Origin of the sequence: Undibacterium pigrum (assembly GCF_003201815.1) — a bacterium.
Lineage (GTDB): Bacteria > Pseudomonadota > Gammaproteobacteria > Burkholderiales > Burkholderiaceae_D > Undibacterium > Undibacterium pigrum.
This window is the reverse complement of sequence record NZ_QJKB01000006.1, coordinates 240,123-265,078: the sequence shown is the minus strand read 5'-3', so window position 1 is coordinate 265,078 and position 24,956 is coordinate 240,123. Positions and strand designations below refer to the sequence as shown.

The 24,956-nt window shown below is 51.3% G+C and carries 27 protein-coding genes; all 27 read right to left on the bottom strand.

The features are described 5' to 3' along the window. Positions 1 to 20: 20 nt before the first annotated feature. Positions 21 to 506 carry a Sec-independent protein translocase protein TatB gene (tatB, locus tag DFR42_RS18530; protein WP_110256508.1) on the bottom strand — a complete coding sequence of 162 codons (486 nt, stop codon included), beginning with the start codon at positions 504 to 506 and terminating at the stop codon, positions 21 to 23. 46 nt (positions 507 to 552) lie between these two features. Then, complete coding sequence (gene tatA / locus DFR42_RS18525; protein ID WP_110256507.1) at positions 553 to 768, bottom strand: Sec-independent protein translocase subunit TatA; 216 nt, start codon at positions 766 to 768, stop codon at positions 553 to 555. 93 nt (positions 769 to 861) lie between these two features. After that, positions 862 to 1,233 (bottom strand): histidine triad nucleotide-binding protein, encoded by a 372-nt coding sequence (locus DFR42_RS18520; RefSeq protein ID WP_110256506.1) that lies wholly within the window; start codon positions 1,231 to 1,233, stop codon positions 862 to 864. Between the two features lie 93 nt (positions 1,234 to 1,326). Further along, positions 1,327 to 1,680, bottom strand: coding sequence for a phosphoribosyl-ATP diphosphatase (locus tag DFR42_RS18515; RefSeq protein ID WP_110256505.1), 354 nt, complete (start codon positions 1,678 to 1,680; stop codon positions 1,327 to 1,329). A gap of 24 nt (positions 1,681 to 1,704) precedes the next feature. Beyond that, the gene (gene hisI, locus DFR42_RS18510) at positions 1,705 to 2,106 is read right to left on the bottom strand and encodes a phosphoribosyl-AMP cyclohydrolase (protein ID WP_110256504.1); all 402 of its coding nucleotides are present in this window, start codon (positions 2,104 to 2,106) and stop codon (positions 1,705 to 1,707) included. Further along, positions 2,103 to 2,867 carry an imidazole glycerol phosphate synthase subunit HisF gene (gene hisF / locus DFR42_RS18505; RefSeq protein WP_110256503.1) on the bottom strand — a complete coding sequence of 255 codons (765 nt, stop codon included), beginning with the start codon at positions 2,865 to 2,867 and terminating at the stop codon, positions 2,103 to 2,105. Before hisF ends, hisI begins: the two co-directional genes overlap by 4 nt. Further along, positions 2,864 to 3,655, bottom strand: coding sequence for a 1-(5-phosphoribosyl)-5-[(5-phosphoribosylamino)methylideneamino]imidazole-4-carboxamide isomerase (hisA, locus tag DFR42_RS18500; RefSeq protein ID WP_110256502.1), 792 nt, complete (start codon positions 3,653 to 3,655; stop codon positions 2,864 to 2,866). Before hisA ends, hisF begins: the two co-directional genes overlap by 4 nt. A gap of 131 nt (positions 3,656 to 3,786) precedes the next feature. Continuing rightward, the gene (gene hisH / locus DFR42_RS18495; protein WP_110256501.1) at positions 3,787 to 4,425 is read right to left on the bottom strand and encodes an imidazole glycerol phosphate synthase subunit HisH; all 639 of its coding nucleotides are present in this window, start codon (positions 4,423 to 4,425) and stop codon (positions 3,787 to 3,789) included. A gap of 67 nt (positions 4,426 to 4,492) precedes the next feature. Continuing rightward, entirely contained in the window at positions 4,493 to 5,095 is a 603-nt protein-coding gene (gene hisB / locus DFR42_RS18490) for an imidazoleglycerol-phosphate dehydratase HisB (RefSeq protein ID WP_110256500.1), read from the bottom strand. Beyond that, positions 5,092 to 6,168 (bottom strand): histidinol-phosphate transaminase, encoded by a 1,077-nt coding sequence (gene hisC, locus DFR42_RS18485; RefSeq protein ID WP_110256499.1) that lies wholly within the window; start codon positions 6,166 to 6,168, stop codon positions 5,092 to 5,094. The genes hisB and hisC overlap by 4 nt, the downstream gene beginning before the upstream one ends. Before the next feature lie 60 nt (positions 6,169 to 6,228). Continuing rightward, the gene (locus DFR42_RS18480) at positions 6,229 to 7,002 is read right to left on the bottom strand and encodes a DNA-methyltransferase (RefSeq protein WP_110256586.1); all 774 of its coding nucleotides are present in this window, start codon (positions 7,000 to 7,002) and stop codon (positions 6,229 to 6,231) included. Between the two features lie 43 nt (positions 7,003 to 7,045). After that, the gene (hisD, locus tag DFR42_RS18475; protein WP_110256498.1) at positions 7,046 to 8,362 is read right to left on the bottom strand and encodes a histidinol dehydrogenase; all 1,317 of its coding nucleotides are present in this window, start codon (positions 8,360 to 8,362) and stop codon (positions 7,046 to 7,048) included. A 17-nt stretch (positions 8,363 to 8,379) separates the two neighbouring features. Beyond that, positions 8,380 to 9,045, bottom strand: coding sequence for an ATP phosphoribosyltransferase (gene hisG / locus DFR42_RS18470; RefSeq protein WP_110256497.1), 666 nt, complete (start codon positions 9,043 to 9,045; stop codon positions 8,380 to 8,382). Beyond that, a complete protein-coding gene (murA, locus tag DFR42_RS18465) occupies positions 9,046 to 10,296 on the bottom strand; it encodes a UDP-N-acetylglucosamine 1-carboxyvinyltransferase (protein ID WP_110256496.1) in 1,251 nt (416 codons plus the stop codon). Further along, on the bottom strand, positions 10,296 to 10,532 hold the full coding sequence (locus tag DFR42_RS18460) for a BolA family protein (RefSeq protein ID WP_110256495.1): 237 nt from the start codon (positions 10,530 to 10,532) through the stop codon (positions 10,296 to 10,298). Before DFR42_RS18460 ends, murA begins: the two co-directional genes overlap by 1 nt. Before the next feature lie 104 nt (positions 10,533 to 10,636). Continuing rightward, entirely contained in the window at positions 10,637 to 11,392 is a 756-nt protein-coding gene (locus tag DFR42_RS18455; RefSeq protein WP_211324356.1) for an ABC transporter permease, read from the bottom strand. 5 nt (positions 11,393 to 11,397) lie between these two features. After that, a complete protein-coding gene (locus DFR42_RS18450; RefSeq protein WP_110256493.1) occupies positions 11,398 to 12,318 on the bottom strand; it encodes an ABC transporter ATP-binding protein in 921 nt (306 codons plus the stop codon). Between the two features lie 193 nt (positions 12,319 to 12,511). Then, entirely contained in the window at positions 12,512 to 12,790 is a 279-nt protein-coding gene (locus DFR42_RS18445; RefSeq protein WP_281275182.1) for an STAS domain-containing protein, read from the bottom strand. A 36-nt stretch (positions 12,791 to 12,826) separates the two neighbouring features. Then, on the bottom strand, positions 12,827 to 13,480 hold the full coding sequence (locus DFR42_RS18440; RefSeq protein ID WP_425450889.1) for an MlaC/ttg2D family ABC transporter substrate-binding protein: 654 nt from the start codon (positions 13,478 to 13,480) through the stop codon (positions 12,827 to 12,829). Positions 13,481 to 13,609: 129 nt separating this feature from the next. Next, positions 13,610 to 14,383 (bottom strand): MlaA family lipoprotein, encoded by a 774-nt coding sequence (locus DFR42_RS18435; protein ID WP_425450888.1) that lies wholly within the window; start codon positions 14,381 to 14,383, stop codon positions 13,610 to 13,612. After that, entirely contained in the window at positions 14,380 to 14,856 is a 477-nt protein-coding gene (gene mlaD, locus DFR42_RS18430; protein ID WP_110256491.1) for an outer membrane lipid asymmetry maintenance protein MlaD, read from the bottom strand. Before mlaD ends, DFR42_RS18435 begins: the two co-directional genes overlap by 4 nt. 136 nt (positions 14,857 to 14,992) lie before the next feature. Further along, entirely contained in the window at positions 14,993 to 15,763 is a 771-nt protein-coding gene (gene mlaE / locus DFR42_RS18425) for a lipid asymmetry maintenance ABC transporter permease subunit MlaE (protein WP_110256490.1), read from the bottom strand. After that, the gene (locus tag DFR42_RS18420) at positions 15,760 to 16,563 is read right to left on the bottom strand and encodes an ABC transporter ATP-binding protein (RefSeq protein WP_110256489.1); all 804 of its coding nucleotides are present in this window, start codon (positions 16,561 to 16,563) and stop codon (positions 15,760 to 15,762) included. Before DFR42_RS18420 ends, mlaE begins: the two co-directional genes overlap by 4 nt. 330 nt (positions 16,564 to 16,893) lie before the next feature. Next, the gene (locus DFR42_RS18415; RefSeq protein WP_110256488.1) at positions 16,894 to 18,357 is read right to left on the bottom strand and encodes a glutamate synthase subunit beta; all 1,464 of its coding nucleotides are present in this window, start codon (positions 18,355 to 18,357) and stop codon (positions 16,894 to 16,896) included. 125 nt (positions 18,358 to 18,482) lie between these two features. Then, positions 18,483 to 23,171, bottom strand: coding sequence for a glutamate synthase-related protein (locus DFR42_RS18410; protein ID WP_110256487.1), 4,689 nt, complete (start codon positions 23,169 to 23,171; stop codon positions 18,483 to 18,485). Between the two features lie 441 nt (positions 23,172 to 23,612). Continuing rightward, positions 23,613 to 24,311: a transposase gene (locus DFR42_RS18405; protein WP_110256486.1), complete on the bottom strand. Its 699-nt coding sequence runs from the start codon at positions 24,309 to 24,311 to the stop codon at positions 23,613 to 23,615. A 264-nt stretch (positions 24,312 to 24,575) separates the two neighbouring features. Beyond that, positions 24,576 to 24,917: a hypothetical protein gene (locus tag DFR42_RS18400; protein WP_110256485.1), complete on the bottom strand. Its 342-nt coding sequence runs from the start codon at positions 24,915 to 24,917 to the stop codon at positions 24,576 to 24,578. Positions 24,918 to 24,956 lie beyond the last annotated feature (39 nt).

The following is a 24,956-nucleotide window of genomic DNA, read 5'->3' as shown; positions in this document are numbered from 1 at the left end:
CGCAAAGACATAAGCGAAAATTAAAAGAAACTGCCGCCAGAACGGGGGTAGGCGCGATGACGCGCCATTCTTGCCGATCCAGAGATAATATGCTGACGCTGGCCATGGCGGTTTTTATACCAGGCAGGCAATGCAGAAGTACGGGCAAGTTTTTTGCGGCGGAAGCTTTTTGCCTTGACTGCCAGTTGCTCAGGCGTGGCCGTGTGCAGCAGGGCAGTATCGGTCTCCTGATCCAGATTGCGCAATTCCTGCTCAGTTTCTGACCAGGTCTGGTGTATGGATTGCTCTACATTATGAGCGGCCTCCTGTACATCCTTTTGCATCTTGCGCAATTCTTCCAGCTCGATTTCGCGGCTGACTTCAGACTTGACTTCATTGATATAACGTTGCGCACGACCCAGCAGGGTGCCAGCCATCCTTGCCACCTTGGGCAATTTTTCAGGACCGATCACGATCAGGGCAACCACACCTATCAGCGCGAGCTTGCTGATTCCCAGATCTATCATGCTGACAATCCCGGTGATGACTGCACATCAGTGCAAGGGAAATACATCACAGCTTGGATTTGTCTTTGGCTTCTACGTCTATGGTGCCTTTGTCAGCAACCTGGGATGCGCCTGGTTTATCTTCTTCACCCTTGACGCCATCCTTGAAACCCTTGACGGCCTTACCAAGGTCAGAACCGACATTGCCCAGTTTCTTGGTGCCAAACACCAGCACGATGACAACCAGAACAATCAGCCAGTGCCAAATACTAAATGAACCCATTACTTACTCCTAGTGAGAGCCTTGCCCTCGAAAATATAATCAAAACCTGTCGCTGTCACAGCCAGTCCGGCCACTGACAGCTATCAATTTCTATCAGCGCTGTCCGCGCCATGGCTTGGGACCGCCTATCACGTGCATATGCAGATGATACACCTCCTGCCCGCCATCCGGCCCGGTGTTGATCAGGGTTTTATAACCCCCGGACAAACTACCGTCAGCCCCTTGCACTGGTGCACAACCTTGCTCTTGTGCAAGTTTTGGTGCCAATGCCAGCATTTTACCCAATAAAGCCGTGTGTTCAGGTTGCGCAGAAGACAGCGTATCGATATGCACTTTGGGGATAATCAGCAAGTGCACGGGAGCAGCCGGGTTGATATCTTTAAAGGCCAGCAATTCTTCATCTTCATAGACGCTGGCAGAGGGAATTTGTTTTGCAGCAATCTTACAAAAAATACAGTTATCCACGTTTTATCCGTTCATTTTCAACAAGACGCATATTGATAATCAATCGACCTCATTTGATATTCATCTGATTTGATTCAAATGACAAGTCGATATTCACGCATCCTTGCGTGCCGCTTTTTCTTCAATACCAGAAATACCTTCACGTCTGGCCAGCTCATCAAGCACCTGTTGAGGGCCCAGATCATACTGGGCCAACATGACAAGAGAATGAAACCAGAGGTCGGCGCATTCATATAAAAGCTTGCTGGCATCACCCGACACCCGCGCATCCTTGGCAGCCATGACAGTTTCTGTTGCTTCTTCGCCTATCTTTTTCAAGATAGCGTCGTCACCCTTGGAAAACAGGCGCGCCACATAGGATTTATCCGGGTCGCCACCATTGGCCAGCTTGCGGCTTTCTATGATTTCTGCCAGACGTTGCAAGGTCTGCTCTTGGGAAACACTCATAACAATATACTCATTTTTTGATGCTTATTTGTAGATACTTTCCGGATCTTTCAAGACCGGATCGACGGCTTGCCAGTCACCGTCATTGAGGCTGCCTTCAAATTTCTGGAAGAAACAGGAATGGCGGCCAGTATGGCAGGCAATGCTGTCCGTCTGTTCTATCTTCAGCAAGACCACGTCTTCGTCGCAATCGATGCGGATTTCCTTGACCTTCTGGATGTGGCCGGATTCTTCGCCCTTATGCCAGAGTTTCTTGCGTGAACGACTCCAGTAAACAGCTTCACCCAGTTCCACAGTCTTGGAAAGAGCATCGCGGTTCATCCAGGCAAACATCAGGATGTCGTTGCTGCTGGCTTCTTGCGCGATAACAGGCACCAGGCCGTTTTCATCCCACTTGACCTTGTTCAACCATTTTGCCGCGCTCATGACAACCTCATGGGGATATGTTGTGCTGCCATAAATTGTTTTGCTTCACCTACTGTATGTTGTCCATAATGGAAGATACTGGCAGCCAGTACTGCATCTGCCCCACCTACCTTGATACCATCCGCCAGGTCTTGCAAGCCACCAACACCGCCTGAGGCGATGACGGGTATCGATACTGCATCCGATACTGCGCGCGTCAGACCCAGATCAAAACCAGAACGGGTGCCGTCCTTGTCCATGCTGGTCAGCAAAATTTCTCCTGCTCCCAGTTTGGCCATGTGCTGCGCCCATTCCACTGCATCCAGTCCTGTTGCATTGCGGCCACCATGAGTAAATACTTCCCACTTGCCTGGCCCTACATTTTTTGCATCAATCGCCACGACTATGCATTGCGAACCATATTTATGCGCAGCATCTGCCACCAGTTGTGGATTGGTCACGGCAGAAGTATTGATGCCTACTTTGTCAGCACCGGCATTGAGCAAACGACGTACGTCGGCCACCGTGCGCACACCGCCACCAACAGTCAGAGGGATGAACACTTGTGAAGCCACAGCTTCAATAATCGGCAAAATCAGATCACGGCCATCAGAAGAAGCCGTGATATCGAGAAAAGTAATTTCATCTGCGCCCTGCCCGTCATAACGGCGGGCGATTTCTACCGGGTCACCAGCGTCACGCAGTTCCTGGAAATTAATACCCTTGACGACGCGGCCAGCGGTCACATCAAGACAAGGGATAATACGTTTGGCTAAGCTCATTCAGTCTCTTCTTCATCATCGAATTCACCGCTGAGCTCATCGGCACGGTCTTGTGCAGACAACAAATCCAGCGTGCCTTCGTAAATCGAACGGCCACAGATCACACCTTCTATGCCCTCGTCCTGCACAGCGCACAGGGCTTCGACGTCGGCCAGTACATGCACGCCGCCAGAAGCAATCACCGGGATGCTGACAGCCTGCGCCAGCTTGACAGTAGCTTCAATATTCACGCCGCCCATCATGCCGTCACGGCCTATGTCGGTATAGACGATGGCTTCAACACCATAGCCTTCAAATTTTTTGGCGAGGTCGATGACTTCATGGCCAGACAATTTGCTCCAGCCATCGGTAGCTACCTTGCCATCCTTGGCATCTATGCCAACGATAATCTGGCCCGGAAAGGCACTGCAGGCATCTGCCAGGAAACCGGGGTTCTTGACTGCCGCCGTACCGATGATGATGTAGGACAGACCATCATCCAGATAACGTTCTATGGTATCGAGATCACGGATACCGCCACCCAGTTGTACCGGGATTTCTTCCGTATCGGTTTCTTCTGCGTAATCACGCACCGCTTGTATGATGGCTTTGACCGCCGCCTCGTTCTTGGGCTTGCCGGCAAACGCGCCGTTCAAATCCACCAGATGCAGACGACGCGCGCCCTGACGCAGCCAGTGGCGCGCCATTTCGGCTGGGTCTTCAGAAAATACGGTGGCCTGGTCCATATCGCCTTGTTTAAGGCGTACGCAGTGGCCATCTTTCAGGTCTATAGCAGGGATGAGCAGCATGATATGAGAAAAAGTAGGAACGTCAATGAGACAATAAAAAAAGACAATACCAGTTAAAAATCAGGGTAAACAATTTACATCAGACACTAATCAGACAGCAGTCAGACACTAATCAGACACTGCAGAGCCACTTATGGTTTCCAGTGTACAAAATTCTTATACAGTTGCAAGCCAGCTGTGGCGCTCTTTTCAGGGTGGAACTGGGTAGCGAAGATATTGTCACGCGCTACTGCACAGGCAAACAGACTGCCATAATCCGTCATGCCCACCGCATGTTGCGCATCCGCTGGCTGGGCATAATAACTGTGCACAAAATAAAAATAAGCATCGTCGGCAATGTCTTGCCACAAAGCATGAGACTGCGATTGCTGCACACGGTTCCAGCCCATTTGTGGAACTTTGTAACGCGAACCATCTGCCTGCAATTGCCCATCCAGATCAAAGCGTACCACTTTACCGGGCAAGAGACCCAGACCAGGCGTGTCACCTTCTTCACTGACATCAAACAGCATTTGCTCACCCACGCAAACACCAAACAGTGGTTTGCTGCGGGCGGCTTCCAGCAAGGCATCTTGCAGGCCTGATTCACGCAGGCAGCTCATGCAGTCAGGCATGGCACCCTGACCTGGTAACACAATACGGTCTGCGCTACGGATATCGGCCACTTCGCCAGAAATCAGCACATTGGCTTCAGGTGCAACAGCACGCAGGGCTTGCGCTACCGAGCGCAAATTACCCATGCCGTAATCTACTACTACAATTTTATTCATAATGAATCACCAGCAAGCTGGTATCTCGTGTCTGCGATTTGTATCTGTATCGGTATTTGCATTACGATCAAAGGCTGCCTTTGGTCGAGGGTATGGTTCCTGCCGCACGCGCATCCAGCTCGGTTGCCATGCGCAGGGCGCGGCCAAAGGCCTTGAATACTGTTTCGCATTGATGATGAGAATTGTCGCCGCGCAAGTTATCGATGTGCAAGCTGACTAAAGCATGATTGACGAAACCCTGGAAAAACTCACGGGTCAGGTCCACATCAAAATTGCCTATCATGGCGCGGGTAAAGGGGATATGGTATTCCAGGCCCGGGCGGCCAGAAAAGTCGATGACCACGCGTGACAATGCCTCATCCAGCGGCACATAGGCGTGACCATAACGGCGTATGCCTTTTTTATCACCAATTGCCTTGGCAAATGCCTGGCCCAGGGTAATACCAACGTCTTCTACCGTGTGATGGGCATCAATATGCAGGTCACCGACGGCTTCTATGTCGAGATCAATCAGGCCATGACGGGCAATCTGATCCAGCATATGGTCCAGAAAAGGGACGCCGGTATTGAGTTTTTGCTGGCCTGTGCCATCAAGATTAATGGCAACACGGATTTGTGTTTCATTGGTATTGCGGGTAACCGCCGCAATGCGTTCTATGGGCTTATTCATTTTGATGATAAAGATGCTGCCAGGGCAGCAAGAAAAAGAGCATTCTCTTCACGGGTGCTGACTGTGATACGCAGACAGTTACCCAGCAGATTATGCATTTTACCTACATTTTTGACTAAAATTTTTTGTTCGCGTAATTTCACAAAGACTTGTTCGGCATTCGCAACACGTATCAGCACAAAATTGGCAGCCGAAGGAAAGACTTGCACCTCTGGCAAGCTTGCCAGAGCAGCCATTAATGACGCGCGTTGCTGGCGCAATTCTGCTGCCTGATCATCCAGCACCTCTACCCTGTTCAGCACAAATTCTGCCGCTGCCTGCGTCAAGACATTGATATTGTAAGGCGGGCGCACTTTTTCAAATTCATGCATCAGGGCATTATTGCCAGCCATATAACCCAGCCGTATACCTGCCAGACCCAGCTTGGAGACGGTGCGCATGACGACCAGGTTATCAAACTCTGCCAGACGTGACATGAAGCTGGCCTGGGCAAACGGTTGATAAGCTTCATCAACGATGACGATGCCTTTATTGCCAACCGCTTGCAGAATAGCCACCATGTCATCCGCGTAATACAGCGTGCCGGTGGGATTATTGGGGTAAGCCAGGTAAGTGATCGCTGGTTGATGCTCAGCAATCAATGCCAGCATGGCTGCCTTGTTCAGTGTGAAATCAGGGTTCAGGTCCACGCCCACGAATTCCAGCCCGGCAAACAGGGCGGACATGGCGTACATGACAAAGCCGGGCACAGGTGCCAGCACCTTGGCACCTGGCTTTGCGCAGGCGATGGAGACCATGCTGATAAGTTCATCCGAGCCATTGCCCAATACGATGTCATGGCCCGCAGGCACACCGAGTTTGTCGGCAAGCAATTGCTTGAGGCTGGCATAGGCTGGTTGTGGATAGCGGTTCAGTGCCACGCCTGCCAGATGCTGGGCCAGTTCCTGCTGCATGTCGGGCGGCAGCAGGTAAGGGTTTTCCATCGCATCCAGCTTCACAAAACCGCTGGCGTCCGGCACATGATAGGCGGACAGGCTGGCGATTTCAGGGCGTATCAATTTGGTGATGCTCAATTCTTTGCTCCATGTTCAGGGCTTACATTGAAAATCAGATTGACCAGACTTCAGCACAAATCAGGCAGAAAGTGCTTCCGTGTCGATTGAGGCCAGGCGATTTTCTATCATTGCGCAATAGTCGGGATTTAATTCAAATCCGACAAAATCACGCCCGCAACGTTTGGCAGCTACGGCGGTGGTCCCGCTGCCCATGAAGGGATCGAGTACAACACCGCCGGGTGGGCAGGAAGCCTTGATCATGCGCTCGATGATTTCGAGCGGTTTTTGGGTAGGATGTTCTTCGCGTTCGGCATGCTCTCTGTGCAGGCGCGAGACACTCCATACATCCTTGGGATTGAATCCCATTTCCAGCCACTTTGCACCCTCAAAAATCTTGCGGCTGCGGGCTTTCTTGGTGGCTGCATCATACGGGATGCGTATGGCATCCAGGTCAAAATAATAATCTTTGGCTTTGACAAAAAAGCCTATGGTGTCATGCACCGATGAATATTTTCTTACCGTACCGCCCATCGACGGCACGCGCCTGTCCCAGATGATTTCATTCATCATGCTCATACGCTGCTTGAGCATGACAAAGACTTCAGGCGAATAACGCCAGGTCAGGAAGATATACAGGCTGCCGTTCGCTTTCAGCTTGGGCAGGGCCAGATCTATCCACTGCGCCATCCATTCCAGATAGGCAGCCGACTCCATCTTGTCTGACTCATTGCCATAATCCTTGCCCAGACCATAGGGCGGGTCAGCCAGCAATAAGTCTATGCTGGCATCAGGCAGACGCGCCAGACCTTGCAGCGCATCTTCACAAAAAACCTGGTTACGCCATTCGGCCATCATATGCAGGTATAGGTATTCATGGCAGCCAGCAATTTTACTTTCATGACTTGAGCCGCAATTCTGCACTGCGCGCGTGGGCTTGCAAGCCTTCGCCGTAGGCCAGTTCAGCGGCTACTTTACCGAGGGTTTGTGCGCCCTGCTCACTGACAAAAATCATCGATGAACGTTTTTGGAAATCATACACGCCCAGCGGTGAAGAGAAACGTGCCGTGCGTGAAGTAGGTAAGACATGGTTGGGGCCAGCACAATAATCACCCAGGGATTCAGATGAATAACGACCGAGGAACATGGCACCGGCATGGCGTATCTTGTCGGCCCATTGCTGAGGGTTTTCTGCAGAAATTTCCAGATGTTCAGCTGCGATGCTATTAGCGATTTCGCAGGCTTCATCCATATCGCGCACCTTGATCAGTGCACCACGGTTGGCCAGTGAAGTGCGTATCACTTCATGTCTGGGCATGGCTGGCAGCAGCTTGATGATGCTGGCTTGCACGGCCTCAATATATGCTTCATCCGGACACAATAAAATGGATTGCGCCAGCTCGTCATGCTCAGCTTGCGAAAACAAATCCATGGCAACCCAGTCAGGGTCTGTCGTGCCATCGCACAAGACCAGAATCTCGGACGGGCCAGCGATCATGTCTATGCCAACCACACCAAATACACGACGCTTGGCAGCAGCCACATAGGCATTGCCTGGGCCTACGATTTTATCGACAGCGGGTATCGTTGCCGTACCATAAGCCAGAGCACCAACGGCCTGCGCACCACCGATAGTGAAGACACGGTCAACACCAGCGATTGCTGCAGCCGCCAAGACCAGGGGATTTTTTACGCCGTCTGGCGTAGGCACCACCATGATGATTTCTTTGACGCCCGCCACCTTGGCCGGTATCGCATTCATCAATACTGACGATGGATAAGCTGCCTTGCCGCCAGGTACATAGATACCAACGCGATCGAGTGGCGTGACTTTTTGGCCGAGCACCGTGCCATCAGCTTCGGTATAGCTGAAACCGGCAGAGCCACATTCTGCTTTTTGAATTTCGTGATAGGCACGTACGCGTGCTGCTGCCGTTTCCAGCGCAGTGCGGCGTTCGGCATTCAGTGATGCAAGTGCGGCCTGCATTTCTTCCTGCGTCAACTCCAGCGCCGCAACGCTGCTGGCATTCAGGCGGTCAAAACGATTGGTCGCTTCCAGCACGGCAGTGTCGCCACTGGCTTTGACACTGGCCAGTATCTGCGCAGCGGCGCGGTCTATCGCTTCATCTTCACTGGCTTCAAAAGCCAGCAGTGAACTCAGTTTCCTGGAAAAATCTGCCTCTGTCGTATCAAGCCGGGTAATCAGGGATGCCATGCTGTTCTCTTGGTCAATTATGCATTTGCCTTGGAGGCACGATCGAATGCTTCCAGTATGGGTTGCAAGCGTTCACGTTTCAATTTCAATGCTGCCTGGTTAACCACGAGGCGCGAAGAAATTTCCATGATGTGTTCCACTTCCACCAGGTTATTCGCACGCAAGGTGCTGCCGGTACTGACCAGATCGACAATCGCATCTGACAAGCCAACCAGTGGTGCCAGCTCCATGGAGCCATACAGTTTGATCAGATCAACGTGCACACCCTTGGCGGCAAAATGCTGACGCGCAGTTTCGGTGTACTTGGTCGCAACCCGCAGGCGCGCGCCCTGGCGGACAGCGTTTTCGTAATCAAAACCTACGGACACAGCAACCGACATACGGCATTTGGCAATGTTCAGATCGATAGGCTGGTACAGGCCAGCACCACCATGCTCATGCAGAACATCCTTGCCAGCCACACCAAAATCAGCCGCGCCATATTGCACATAAGTGGGTACGTCAGAAGCGCGCACGATGATGACGCGCACATCAGGATCATTGGTAGACAAAATCAGCTTGCGCGATTTCTCTGGATCTTCGGTCACACGTATGCCTGCTGCTTCCAGCAAGGGCAGGGTTTCTTCAAAGATGCGGCCTTTGGACAAGGCCAGTGTCAATTGTGGAGTGGCGGGTGAAGACATTTATTTGACTCGCTGTATCTGTGCACCGACTGCGGAGAGTTTGACTTCCATACGGTCATAGCCGCGATCCAGATGGTAGATACGGTCTATCAGGGTTTCACCCTCGGCTACCATGGCGGCTATCACCAGCGAGGCAGAGGCGCGCAAGTCTGTTGCCATGACAGGTGCGCCGACCAGTTTGTCGACACCATTGACGATGGCTGTATGGCCATCAATTTCTATCTTCGCGCCCAGGCGGTTCATTTCCTGTACATGCATGAAGCGGTTTTCAAAGATGGTTTCAGTGACTATGCTGGTGCCCTGGGCGATACAGTCCAGCGCCATGAATTGCGCCTGCATGTCGGTCGGGAAGCCTGGGTATTCAGTTGTGCGGAAACCGACTGCCTTGGGGCGGCCGCTCATTTGCGCACGTATCCAGTCCGGGCCTGTGGTCAATATCACACCTGCTTCACGTAACTTGTCGAGTGCAACATCGAGAATGTCACTGCGGGTGTTTTTCAGCGTAATGTCACCACCGGTGGCAGCTACTGCACACAGGAAGGTTGCGGTTTCTATGCGGTCAGCGATGACGGTATGCGTCGCGCCATGCAAACTCTCTACACCCTGGATGACCAGGCGGTCTGTGCCTATGCCTTCTATCTTCGCACCCATGGCCACCAGCAGGTTGGCCAGGTCAGTAACTTCCGGCTCACGTGCGGCATTTTCCAGTACGGTTTCACCTTCGGCCAGCGTCGCGGCCATCAGCAAATTTTCTGTACCGGTCACGGTAATCATGTCAGTGACTATGCGTGCGCCCTTGAGCTTCTTGGCTTTGGCGTGTATGTAACCAGCTTCGATATTGATCTCGGCACCCATGGCTTGCAAGCCCTTGATGTGCTGATCAACAGGGCGTGAGCCTATCGCACAACCGCCTGGCAAAGATACTTTGGCTTCACCAAAACGTGCCAGCAATGGACCGAGCACCAGTATCGATGCACGCATGGTTTTTACCAGATCATACGGTGCTTCCAGCTTGTCCACGGCTGCACCATTGAGTACGGTCACACCATTTTCCTGCGTGACTTGCAAACCCATCTGGCGCAGCAATTTCAGCATGGTGCTGACATCTTGCAGCGAAGGCACATTGTGCAATTCGACATTACCAGAAGTCAGCAAACCTGCGCACAGGATAGGCAGTGCAGCATTTTTTGCGCCGGAAATCGTGATGTCACCATTCAGGCGATTGCCGCCTGTGATCAATAATTTATCCATTATGCAGCGTACTCTTCAGGCGTCAGGGTTTTCATGGAAAGGGCATGTATTTCTTCACGCATGCGGTCACCCAGCACGGCATAAACAATTTGATGACGTTGTATCGGACGCTTGCCAGCAAAGGCGGCAGAGACGATGACTGCTGTGAAATGCTGGCCGTCGCCTTCGACTTCCAGGTGAGTACATTCCAGACCGGCTGCAATGTAATTTTTAATTTGTTCGGGCGTAGGAAACACGGCTAACTCTCTTGATCAAAATGGTGAAGCAATTGTTGTACTGCGTATTGTTTTTACTTGATACTGACTCTGTGTCTTACTTAGTCTCTCACTCAGTGTCTTACTCAGTGTCGTAACTTATAACCACGTTTCAACATCTGGATGGCAATCGTCGCCAGCAATAATGAAAACACGGAAACGATCATCAGGCTATGCTGAGGATCAACGTCGGACTTGCCGAAGAAGCCAAAGCGGAAGCCATCTATCATGTAGAAAAACGGATTGAAACGCGAAATACTTTGCCAGATGCCAGGCAGGGAATGGATGGAATAAAACACGCCAGACAGGAAGGTGGCAGGCATAATCAAAAAGTTTTGGAAGGCCGCGAGCTGGTCAAATTTTTCTGCCCAGATACCGGCGATCAAACCCATGGTACCCAGCATGGCAGCACCAAGGAAAGCGAAAATCGCTATCCACCATGGTGCAACAAAATGCAGGTCAGCAAACCAGGCAGTGACGATGAAGACACCTGCGCCAACGGCAACGCCACGCAAGATGGCTGCCAATACATAGGCACTAAAAATTTCCCAGTGCGAAAGTGGCGGCAAGAGGATGAACACCAGGTTACCAGTGATCTTGGACTGTATCAGTGAAGAAGAAGAATTCGCAAACGCATTTTGCAAGACACTCATCATGACCAGGCCAGGCACCAGGAAGGCCGTGTATTTGACGCCAGGATAAACCTGTACATGCTCTTCCAGCACATGGCCGAAAATCAGCAAGTACAAAATGGCTGTCATGATGGGCGCAGTGATGGTTTGTGTCGCGACTTTCCAGAAGCGCAAAACTTCTTTGTAAAACAAGGTATTGAAACCGGTCAAGCTGCTCATTTGCTGCCCTCCATAATTTGCAGGAAGACATCTTCCAGATCAGCTTGCAATAAATGCATATCTTCGATAATACAACCATCAGCACGGAAGGCGGCCAGCATGCTCTCTACTTGGTTGTAGTCAGTTACGCGCAGGGCAAACTGGCGCGGGTCTGATGGGGTTTCATGGGTAATCACTTTGTCGCGCAAGCTGGCAGGCAAAGTCACTACGCCACTAGCTGCCAGGGTGATGCGCAATTGCGAGCCCGAGATGCGCTTGATCAGATTGGCCGTGCTATCCAGCGCCACGACCTTGCCCAGTTTCAGCATGGCGATGCGGTTGCACAAGGCTTGTGCTTCTTCCAGATAATGTGTGGTCAGAACAACAGTATGCCCTTCGCGATTCAGGCGGGCGATGAATTGCCACAGGGTCTGACGCAATTCCACATCGACACCGGCAGTTGGTTCATCCAGCACAATGACGGGCGGCTTATGCACCAGCGCCTGCGCCACCAGCACGCGACGCTTCATGCCACCTGACAGGGCGCGCATATTGACATCGGCCTTATTGGTCAGGTCGAGGTTTTCCATGACCTCGTCTATCCATTTGTCATTGTTCTTCAGGCCAAAATAGCCGGATTGCATGCGCAAGGTTTCACGCACGGTGAAGAAAGGGTCGAATACCAGTTCTTGCGGCACCACGCCCAGCTTCTTGCGGGCATTGCGGTAATCCGTGACCACGTCATGGCCTTGCACGGTGATATTGCCGGCATCAGCCCGGTTAAGGCCTGCCAGTATGGATATCAGGGTAGTCTTGCCTGCACCATTTGGCCCCAGCAAACCGAAAAATTCACCCTCTTCTATTGTGAGTGAGACACCACCCAGTGCTTGTAGCGACTGGTAGCGTTTTTGTATGTTGCTAATTTGTATGGCTGCCATCTGGCGTGTTTGCACTAAGTGCTCATCAGGGAATTAAGAACCGGAAAACCCGGTTTCTTGTCACTAGTTCACTATTACAGTCCACTAGAGTGACGAAACCTTTGATTATAGGGGATTTTCGGGATTTGATCTGAATTGGCATGCCGGTATTGTCACCATGCATGCCACACAGAAATAGAAACTCAGGATGCGATCAATGTCGCTCTGGTGTATGAAGCTGGAATTGCTCGTTGAGACCGTATAGTGCCAATAAACTCAGCAAGCTGGCAGAATAACCACTGAACTGCAGTTGCACGCCTTTCTGGATAGCCTGACGTTGCCAGGCTATCATGACCGCCACAGCGCTGGAGTCAATTTTAGTCAGCGCCGACAAGTCGAACGCTGACTGACCTGCAGCTATGGCAGACAAGCCTGCAGCAACAACTGCATTGGCATTATCATGGCTAAGCTCACCTGTTACTGTATACACAATACGTTCCCGGACTGATTTTGCGTTATATCTTGCGTTTTATTTTGCTGCGTTTTTCGCCGCACTGGAAGCAGCGAGTTTCTTGTTCTTTTCAGCCAGCGTCTTGATCAGGCCATCAATACCGGACTTGCTGATTTCAGCAGAGAAACTGCCTTTATAAGTTTCCACCAGCCATGCGCCGAGTACATTGATGTCAAAAATCTTCCAGCCAGTTGCCAATTTTTCCAGGCGATAGTTCAAAACGATAGGTTCACCGCGTGATTGTATGACCTGGGTACGTACCTCAACTTCAGTATCACTGGCTTCAGCACGCATAGGCTTGAATTCGACACGTTGATCCTTGATCTGAGAAATCGCGCCAGAATAAGTGAACACCAGCAAAGTGCGGAATTCATTGGTCAGTTGCTTTTGCTGTTCAGGCGTCGCTTCTTTCCAGCTTTTACCAGCAGCCAGGGAAGTCATGCGGGGAAAGTCTATGAATGGCAGGATCTTGCTTTCCACCATGTCATAAACTTTCTTTTGATTTCCGGCCTGGATATCCTTGTCATTTTTTGCCGTGTCCAGGATTTCCTGGCTCAGACGTTTGATCAGGGCATCAGGTGCTTCCTGTGCCTGGGCTGCGCCACTGGCCATACCAGTGATAAGCAAGCTGGCAAATACAAAGTTAAAAAATTTTGTCAGAGTTCGTTTCATTTTATTATTCCTGTTCCTGATTTTGCGGTAGACACCGCACATGAGCAGTTAACTTGTCAGCAGCCTCGGCGGTTGACCCGGTTCACCACACTTACACCAATTCTTACAATTTCAAACGGCAGCTATTATTTAGTCCGCGTCAGGACTCACCTGACCAGCACGGCGTTGCAAATAGGCATCACGGAAGAATACATATTTATCAAGTGCCGCTTCTTCCAGCAAGCTGCCGGCATCCAGCACTGACGCACGCTTGTCAACCAGACGTACTACCGAACCTATGTTCTTGATATACATGGGGCGTTTGTAGTACCACAAATCACCATACATATCGACAGGCATGGCGAAAGCATCGCGTACTGTTGATGGCCCGAATACTGGCAATACCAGATAAGGCCCAGACTTGACACCCCAGCGCCCCAGCGTCTGACCAAAGTCTTCATTATGCTTGGGCATGCCAGCAGCCGAACCTATGTCTATCAAACCACCCAAACCTATGGTGGTATTGACGGCAAACCGCATGACATCAGTGGCACTGTCATTGACACGGCCCTGCAGCAAATTGTTCACTGCATTCCAGACATCACCAATATTGCTGAAAAAATTACCTATACCAGTCTGTACAAAGCCGGGTGTTGCTGCACGGTATGCTTCTGCCACTGGTTTAACGACCGCAGTATCCACAGTATCGTTGAAACTGAACATGGCACGGTTGAAACCCTCAAGCGGATCACGCGGGTTCTTACCTATATTGGTCTTGGTGCTCAATACATCAAGAGTCTGGTCAGCCTTATCCTTGATTTTTTCTACAGTGACTGTGCTGCAGCCGGTCAGCAACACGCTGGCCAATAAAAGGAACATGGCCAAGATCCTGCCAGAGGCAGGAAATTTATCTGTTCTTGTCATTTTTTCTCTTCCGTATTTCCGTCTGCTGCTTTGCTGAACAAGAACTGACTAATCAGGCTTTCCAGCACGATGGCATCCTGGGTAAATGTAATTCTGTCGCCAGCAGCCAATAACTTCTCATCGCTGCCTGCGGTCAAACCTATATATTGCTCACCAAGCAAACCTGCGGTCAGGATCTTGATGGATGAATTTTTTGGGAATTTGTAACGCTTTTCCAACTCCATGACGACAGTTGCCTGATAGGTTTTATCGTCAAATTTAATTTCACTGATACGCCCTACCACCACACCCGCACTTTTCACTGCCGCCCTTGGCTTGAGCCCGCCTATATTGTCGAAGCGCCCAGTTACAGTATAGGTCTGCTCAAAAGACAGAGAGCTTAAATTGCCTGCCTTGAGTGCCAGAAACAACAGTGCAGCCGCGCCCAGCAAAACAAACAGGCCTACCCAGAAGTCGAGAGATTTTTTTTGCATTTTTTTCCTTCAATTCTTACGAGTTCTTGCGCTTTTTGCGCTTTCTTGCGATTTAGCTAATCGCCCTGCTTCAGCGCAGGTTTCAAAATGAATTCAGTCAGCCCAGCCAGCATGACTATATGCTGGCAAGCCCTTATTACTGGAACATCCAGGCCGTCAACAGGAAGTCCAGCCACAACACCAGCAATGATGATATGACCACGGTCCTGGTAGTGGCACGCGCTACACCCTCGGGGGTAGGCTGCGCTTCATAGCCCTGGAATAATGCAACAAAGCTTACTGCAAAACCAAAAACGATGCTTTTGACAACACCATTGCCTATATCCTGAAATACTTCCACCCCCGCCTGCATCTGTGACCAGAACGCGCCATTATCGACACCGATGAGTTTCACACCCACGACATAACCGCCAATAATGCCCATGGCATTAAAGATGGAAGTCAGTATCGGCATCGCGATGATGCCTGCCAGAAAACGCGGGGCCAGCACCCTTTGTATGGGATTGACTGCCATCATTTCCATCGCAGCCAGTTGCTCACCGGCCTTCATCAGACCTATCTCTGCCGTCAGCGATGTACCTGCGCGACCGGCAAACAATAAGGCCGTGACCACCGGGCCAAGTTCACGCACCAGCGAGAGCGCGACCAGCAGACCCAGCGCTTCTTCAGAGCCATAGCGGTTCAGGGTGTAATAACCCTGATATGCCAGTACAAAACCGACAAACAATCCCGACACGGCAATAATCACCATGGAATAATTGCCTATGAAATGGATCTGGTCTGTTACCAGGCGTGGCCTGCGCCATAAACCCAGGCAATTTGCCAATATCGAAAAAAAGCTGCGGGCCGCATAACCCACATCTGCCATGGTTGACCTGACAAAACCGCCAATTTTTTCTACGATCATGTGCGCTTCTCCAAACCCAGGTCAACCTGCAGGGATGCGCCGGGATAATGGAAAGGCACGGGTCCGTCTGCCTCTGCATGCACAAACTGTTTTACATAGGGGTCTTCAGACACCCGCATTTCTTCAGGCGTACCCTGCGCGACGATCTTGCCCTTAGACAGGAAGTAGACATAGTCCGCAATCGCAAAGGTTTCATGGACATCATGCGACACCAGGATGGACGTAGACCCTAAAGCGTCATTCAAGTTCCGTATCAAATTGGCAGCAACGCCCATGGAGATAGGATCAAGACCAGCAAAGGGCTCGTCATACATAATCAATTCTGGGTCCAGCGCCACTGCACGGGCCAGCGCCACGCGCCTGGCCATACCACCGGATATTTCAGCGGGCATCAAAGCCGCCGCATTACGCAAACCCACGGCCTGCAACTTCAGCAAGACCAGGTCACGTATCATTGCTTCGCTGAGATTGGTATGTTCGCGCATGGGGAAAGCGACGTTATCAAAGACATTCAAGTCTGTGAACAGGGCACCATGCTGGAACAGCATGCCCATTTTCCTGCGTATGGCATACAAGCCCTGGGTATCAAGCGCACTGATCTCTTGCCCATTGACCTTGATACTGCCACGCTGCGCGCGGATTTGCCCACCTATCAGACGCAAGATCGTGGTCTTGCCCGAACCTGAACCACCCATGACAGCAATCAGTTTACCGCGTGGGAAATCCATACGGAGTTCAGACAGGATAGTCCGGTCTCCATACCCAAACTGGATATCGCGAATTTCTACAAGATTTGGCACAGCAATGGGGAGATAGTTTTATAAAAACTAGATTGTAATGCAGAAAGGCAAAGAGGGTTGTACAGACAACTATGACAAAAAAACAAGGTATTGATGAATATTCAGAATATTCCAGCTATTTCGCGCAAAACGCGATAAATACAAAATTTTCCGAATTTAATTCAAACAACAGGAGTGAAAAATAATTTTTTAAATGAACCAAGAGTCAGTTATTTACAAATTTCCAGCGCAAGGCGGCTTTATCACCACCAGGAATGACTGATTTACCGGAGATTTTACTCGCCGTGGCAAATCAGTCTGGCCTTATGCAAATACAGACTGCAGGGCGTCTTAACGAGGCAAAACAGAGTCGCCCATGAGGAAGGCATCCACTTCACGCGCACATTGACGCCCTTCGCGTATCGCCCACACCACCAGCGACTGCCCGCGACGCATGTCACCTGCGGCATACACCTTGTCGACATTTGTCTTATAGCAGCCAGCGCCATCTGTCGTTGCCCTGGCATTGCCGCGCGCATCTTTATCGACACCGAAAGCATCCAGTACTTGTTGTACTGGCGAGACAAAACCCATGGCCAGCAAGACCAGATCGGCTTTCATTTCGAATTCTGAGTCTGGTACTTCCTGCATTTTGCCGTCTTTCCATTCCACGCGGCAGGCGATCAGCTTTTCTACCTTGCCTGCCTTGCCTTCCAGACGCTTGGTCGCTACCGCCCAGTCACGGTCGCAACCTTCTTCATGCGAAGATGAGGTACGCAACTTGGTGGGCCAGTAAGGCCAGACCAGGGATTTGTTTTCTTGCTCAGGCGGTTGTGGCATCAGTTCAAACTGGGCGATTGATTTGGCACCGTGACGGTTGGATGTGCCCACGCAGTCAGAACCGGTATCACCGCCACCGATAACGACCACATGCTTGCCACTGGCCATGATCTGGTCCTTGACCTTGTCACCGGCATTGACCTTGTTTTGCAGCGGCAAAAAGTCCATCGCGAAATGCACGCCTTTGAGTTCGCGTCCAGGCACGGGCAAGTCGCGCGGTGTTTCTGCACCACCGGCAATGATGACGGCATCAAAGTCTTTTTGCAGTTGTTCAGGCGAGATGGTTTCCTTGGCCCAGTTGGTCACTGTCGCCGGGAAATCCTTGCCGACGAATACGCTGGTGCGGAAAGTCACGCCTTCAGCCACCATCTGATCGACACGGCGGTCGATGTGGGATTTTTCCATCTTGAAGTCAGGGATGCCATAACGCAGCAAGCCACCAACGCGGTCATTCTTTTCAAACACAGTTACATCATGACCAACACGTGCCAGTTGCTGGGCTGCTGCCAGGCCCGCAGGACCTGAACCAACCACGGCAATTTTCTTGCCAGTCTTGATAGATGGCACTTGCGGCAGAACCCAGCCGTTTTCCCAGCCTTTGTCGATGATGAAATGTTCTATCGACTTGATACCGACGGCATCGCTGTTAATACCCAGGGTACAGGCAGACTCACATGGTGCAGGACAAATACGGCCAGTGAACTCAGGGAAGTTATTCGTCGAATGCAGGGTATCGAGCGCCAGTTTGTAATTACCGTTGAACACCAGGTCATTCCAGTCAGGGATGATGTTGTTTACGGGGCAGCCGTTATTACAGAAAGGAATGCCGCAATCCATGCAGCGCGCTGCCTGCACCTTGGCTTGGCCATCATCAAGATGTACCAGAAATTCCTTGTAATGCTTTTTGCGTGACTGCGGTGCTTCGCTTGCTTCCTGCAAACGCTGGTATTCCATGAAGCCGGTAACTTTACCCATTTTCTAACCTCAATTTTGTTGCGGGCATATGCCCTGTCTGAATTTGAAATAAGCTGAAATAAGCTAAATAGTCTGGAGAACACAGGAGGGCGCGACCGCAGACTGGCTGCGGCACGCTCACTCGACTATGCCGTGACTTTTTCCTTTTTCGCTGCGAGCTGTTTTGCCGCATACATTTCACCCAAAGCGCGCTTGTATTCGGTAGGGAATACCTTGACGAACTTGGCACGGCTGCGGGCCCAGTCGTCCAGCAAATTGCGGGCGCGGGTACTGCCTGTGTGTTTGAAATGACGCTCTATCAGATTGCGCAAGATAGCTTCATCAGTCTCGCCGTCACCGCCACGCAGGCGGCTATGCCAGATTGATTTATCCAGAGTTGCCACTTGTACGTCACCAGCCAGGACCGGCTCCAGTGTCACCATGGACATATTGCACTTGGCCTCAAATTCACCTTCAGGGTCATAGACATAAGCGATACCGCCCGACATACCGGCAGCAAAGTTACGACCTGTGTTGCCCAACACGATGACGGTGCCGCCTGTCATGTATTCGCAGCCATGGTCGCCAGTACCTTCCACCACAGTGACTGCGCCAGAATTACGTACCGCGAAACGTTCGCCGGCAACACCGTTGATAAAGGCTTCACCAGAGATGGCACCGTACAGTACCGTGTTACCACAGATGATGTTGTCCACTGCCCAGCCGCGGAATTCTGTATTTGGGCGGATGATAATGCGGCCACCAGACAAACCTTTACCTACATAATCATTACCTTCGCCCACCAGATCCAGTGTCACGCCATGCGCCAGGAAAGCACCGGCAGACTGACCAGCCGTACCTTGCAACTGTATGTGGATAGTGTCATCCGGCAAACCTGCGTGACCATATTTTTTGGCCACTTCGCCAGACAACATCGTACCTACCGTGCGGTTCAGGTTTTTGATCGGTGATATGAAGGATACTTTTTCACCAGTTTCCAGAGCAATTTTTGCCTGGGCAATCAGTTTATTGTCGAGGGCTTTTTCCAGGCCATGATCTTGTACATCAACATGGCGTATTGCTGCACCTTCAGCCAGTTCTGGCTGATAGAAGATGCGGCTGAAATCCAGCCCCTTGGCTTTCCAGTGCGACACCGCCTTGGATTTATCCAGCAAATCAACACGGCCTATCAAATCGTCATAAGTGCGTATGCCCAGTTGCGCCATGATCTGACGCAATTCTTCTGCTACAAAGAAGAAGTAATTGACGACATATTCAGGCTTGCCAGAGAACTTGGCACGCAAGACCGGGTCTTGTGTCGCCACGCCTACCGGGCAAGTATTCAAATGGCATTTGCGCATCATGATGCAGCCTTCAACCACCAGCGGTGCTGTAGCAAAGCCGATTTCATCGGCACCCAGCATCGCTGCAATGGCGACGTCACGGCCCGTCTTCATCTGGCCATCAGCCTGTACACGGACACGTCCACGCAAGCCATTCAAGACCAGGGTTTGCTGGGTTTCAGACAAGCCCAGTTCCCATGGTGTACCAGCATGCTTGATGGACGATAAAGGTGAGGCACCCGTACCACCGTCATGACCAGCGATGACGACGTGATCTGCCTTGGCTTTGGACACACCGGCAGCAACCGTACCCACACCAACTTCAGACACCAGCTTGACTGAGATCGATGCTTTTGGATTGGCGTTTTTCAAGTCATGAATCAACTGCGCCAAATCTTCAATCGAATAAATATCATGATGCGGCGGCGGAGAAATCAAGCCCACACCAGGTACAGAGAAACGCAGCTTGGCGATGTATTCAGAGACCTTATGTCCTGGCAACTGCCCGCCCTCGCCCGGCTTGGCACCTTGCGCCATCTTGATCTGTATCTGGTCGGCAGAACTCAGATACTCAGCCGTAACACCAAAGCGACCAGAGGCGACTTGCTTGATTTTCGAGCGCAGCGAATCACCATCCTGCAAGGGAATGTCCACTTCTATCTGGTCTTTGCCGATGACGGAAGCCAGGGTTGCACCCTGCTTGATAGGGATGCCTTTCAGTTCTTGCTGATAACGCGCTGGGTCTTCACCGCCTTCACCGGTATTTGATTTGCCACCTATGCGGTTCATGGCTACAGCCAGCGTTGCATGTGCTTCTGTACTGATGGAACCCAGGGACATCGCGCCAGTCGCGAAACGCTTGACGATTTCCTTCGCAGGTTCGACCTGGTCCAGAGCGATGGCTTTACTTGGATCAATCTTGAATTCAAACAGGCCACGCAAAGTCATATGACGCTTGCTCTGGTCATTGATGATCTGTGCGTATTCTTTATACGAATTGTAGTTGTTGGCACGGGTGGAATGCTGCAACTTGGCGATTGCATCCGGTGTCCACATATGGTCTTCACCACGCACGCGGAAGGCATATTCGCCACCGGCATCCAGGGCATTTTCCAGTACTGGGTCCAGACCAAAAGCAGCTTTGTGCAAACGCAGGGCTTCTTCTGCAACTTCAAATACGCCTATGCCTTCTACATTCGATGCCGTGCCCTTGAAGTATTTGTCAACCAGGGATTTGTTGAGACCGACGGCTTCAAAAATCTGCGCGCCGCAATAAGACATATAGGTAGAGATACCCATCTTGGACATGACTTTCATCAAGCCCTTGCCGACTGCCTTGGTGTAGTTATAAACGGCTTTTTCTGCTGACAATTCACCCGACAGATCCTTGGCCATATCTGCCAGTGTCTGCATCGCCAGATAAGGATGGACAGCTTCTGCACCATAACCTGCCAGCAGGGCAAAGTGATGGGTTTCGCGGGCAGAGCCAGTCTCGACTACCAGACCGGTCGTCGTACGCAAACCCTTGCTGACCAGATGCTGATGCACGGTAGATGTTGCCAGCAAGGCCGGAATGGCGACATAGTTGGCATCCATCTTGCGGTCCGTGATGATCATGATGTTGTGACCAGACTTGACCGCATCAACAACCTCAGCGCAGATGGATGCCAGGCGTGCTTCGATACCATCCTTGCCCCAGGCGATGGGATAGCAGATATCCAGTTCGTAGGACTTGAACTTGCCACCGGTATTGGCGCTGATATTGCGCAGCTTGGCGATGTCAGCAAAATCCAGTATCGGTTGTGCGACTTCGAGGCGCATAGGCGGATTGATGTTATTGGTATCCAGCAAATTCGGTTTCGGGCCGATGAAGGATACCAGCGACATCACCATCGCTTCGCGAATAGGATCGATAGGCGGATTGGTCACCTGCGCAAATAATTGCTTGAAGTAGTTATACAGAGGCTTGAGCTTGTTCGACATGACGGCCAGCGAAGAGTCATTGCCCATGGAGCCTATGGCTTCTTCACCTGCCAGCGCCATTGGTGCCATCAGGAATTTCAAGTCTTCCTGGGTGTAGCCAAAGGCTTGCTGACGGTCCAGCAAAGTCGCTGAGTATTCTGTCTTGTCTTCTGCTGCCTTCAATTCATTTAGCTTGATACGGACAGACTTGATCCATTGTTTGTAAGGCTTGGCGTTAGCGTAAGTGTCCTTGATTTCCTTGTCATCGATGATGCGGCCAGCTTCCAGGTCGATGAGGAACATCTTGCCTGGTTGCAGACGCCATTTCTTGATGATCTTGGATTCTGGAATAGGCAAAACACCAGATTCCGATGCCATGACGACCAGGTCATCATCAGTAACGATATAGCGTGCAGGACGCAGGCCATTGCGATCCAGTGTGCCACCGATCTGGCGGCCATCGGTAAAGGCCATGGCGGCAGGGCCGTCCCATGGTTCCATCATGGCCGCATGGTATTCATAGAAGGCGCGGCGGTTTTCATCCATCATGGTGTGGTTTTCCCAGGCTTCAGGGATCATCATCATCATCGCTTGTGCAATTGGATAACCAGCCATGACCAGCAATTCCAGCGCATTATCGAAGCTGGCAGTATCAGACTGGCCTTCAAATATCAGTGGATACAGTTTTTGCAGATCGTCGCCGAGTACTGCCGATTTCATGACGCCTTCACGGGCGCGCATCCAGTTGAAATTGCCTTTTACCGTGTTGATTTCACCGTTATGCGCAATCATGCGGTAAGGGTGGGCCAGCGGCCATTCAGGGAAGGTATTGGTCGAGAAACGCTGATGCACCAGGGCCAGCGCAGAAACGCAACGCTCGTCCTGCAAGTCTTTATAGTAGACACCAACCTGGTCGGCCAGCAGCAAGCCTTTGTAGACGATGGTACGGGCAGACATGGACGGCACGAAGTATTCCTTGCCATGCAAAAGATGCAGGGCTTCAATCGCATGCACAGCCGATTTGCGGATTACATACAGTTTGCGCTCCAGCGCATCAGTCACCATGATGTCAGGACCGCGACCGATGAAAATCTGACGGATGACCGGCTCTTTTTCACGCACGGTAGGTGACATGGGCATGTCGCGGTCTACCGGCACATCACGCCAGCCCAGTACGACCTGGCCTTCTGCGCGCACGGCACGTTCTATCTCTTGTTCGCAAGCCAGGCGGGATGCATGTTCCTTCGGCAGGAAGATCATGCCCACGCCATATTCACCAGGTGGCGGCAGGTTGATGCCCTGCTTGGCCATCTCTTCACGGTAATACTGGTCAGGAATCTGGATCAGGATACCGGCACCATCGCCCATCAGGGCATCGGCACCAACCGCGCCCCTGTGGTCAAGATTTTTCAAAATCAATAAACCCTGATCGACGATGGCATGCGTCTTCTTGCCTTTGATATGGGCAACAAAACCTACGCCACAGGCGTCATGTTCATTGGATGGGTCGTATAAACCTTGAGCGTGCATAGTGGATCTCCGGAGGACAATTTCAATATCAGGACTTACGTGAAACAGCTGTCGGCATGAATAGCTGGCTTTGCTATTCAGCAATTTTGCTGGCTGCGGATGGCAGCTTGATGACGTTAGCTTGAAGGGTGATCAAACTGTGGGCCAGGCTTCCGGGTAAGGGCATGGCGCTACGCTGGACAAATGTGCCAGGCATTCGTTAATTGTGAATGCGCCGGCACGACAGTTTGGCGTAAATCCTGTCAGGACAAGACAAAGAATAGTGCAGTGCAAAATATTACGCAACTGGTTTAATTAGGGTCAGTGTCAAATTAAATTGACCACATTTTCATGAATATTTAAATGGGGACATAGTGAAAGAAGCCGAATTTATTGGCTTACCGCGTGCTCATAAGAATTTTGGGGCGTGAAAGCCAGCAGCCTCTGGCAGCCACAGGACTACTAAGTATTTTCCCCGGCCTTGCGTGGCCGACCACGCTTGACTGGTTCTACCCGTCTTTCGGTCAGCTTGCTCATTTCTATCTTGAATTTGGCTGAACCCAGCATCCAGGCCTTGGTGGTTGCCTGGGTGATTTCAGTGATTTGCCTGCCCGATAATCCGCTCTCCAGGCTTTGCTTGTACGCAGCCTCACGCTGGAAAGGAGTATTACCCAGAGCCCAATAGCAACTATGGTCGGTAATCAGGGGGTCTATCAACAGGCCGACGTGATGACGGTAGCTGGACCAGGTGTAGTCGAGCAAGTCCTGCACCAGACCGGCACGTTGAGGATTGCTTTCCAGATAAATACTGCAGGGGATGAAGTAGGTAGCAGACTCAATGACCGTGGCGCGGTAACGTCCCTGCCACAAGGTACCGCTGCGCTGGTATTTGCGATTGAAATAAGGGACATAGTGCCGCCCCAGCCATTGCATCATCTTGCCCAGGCCAGGTTCATCACCAGGTGTCAGCAATAAATGCAAGTGGTCTGGCATCAGCACATAGGCATGGATGGCCACATCAAACAATTTGGCGGCTTGCCTGAGCCAGTCCAGAAAGCTGCTGTAATCCTCGGCATCCAGAAAAATCAGGCTGCCAGCATTGCCGCGCTGGATAACATGGTGTTGTTGATGCGGGATAACTAAACGGGCTAATCTGGCCATGTGTATGCAGGCAATCCAAAAGAGTCTGGATTGTGCTTGGCATCTGGCTATCTTGTCAAAACTTATCTGTGCGGCGACCTTGGTACTAGTAAGCACCAATAAGCAATGACAGCTAAAAGTAGCCAACAGCGCCTTCAACAAATCGAAGATAAGACATCCGCACCATGTCCTGATCACAGGGCATGGTCTGGCTATGGTCTATATAGTCTTCTGGGAGGCGCTTCAGCTTTCCGGTGTTGCCGGAAAGCCCGCAATCCCGCTTTATCAGGCCGCGATGAGTTCTTGAACCGGGCTTTTCAAGCGGAAAGCTTTGAGTGCACGGGATGCATCCGGCACTGCGACGATTTCTGGAGTACCAGTCATCAATTCAGAAATACGGCTTTTCAGGGCTTTTGCCTGTGTCGCCAGATTGAAGTGCGCAGGACGTTGCGTCTGCACGATACCCCAGCGCACTACAGGCGCATGGCCACTGCCGTCCAGCAAGGACTTTTCACGCAACCAGTTCTCGAAAGAACGGGTAGTCATGTTGCTTTCTATCCAGATCAAATGATCGGAGGTCATTTTCTTGCTGTTGTCCGAAGGGCGAACCAGTATTTCGTAAATCATTTTCTGACTCCTTAAAGGGAAACTTTGCTTAAAGGAAGG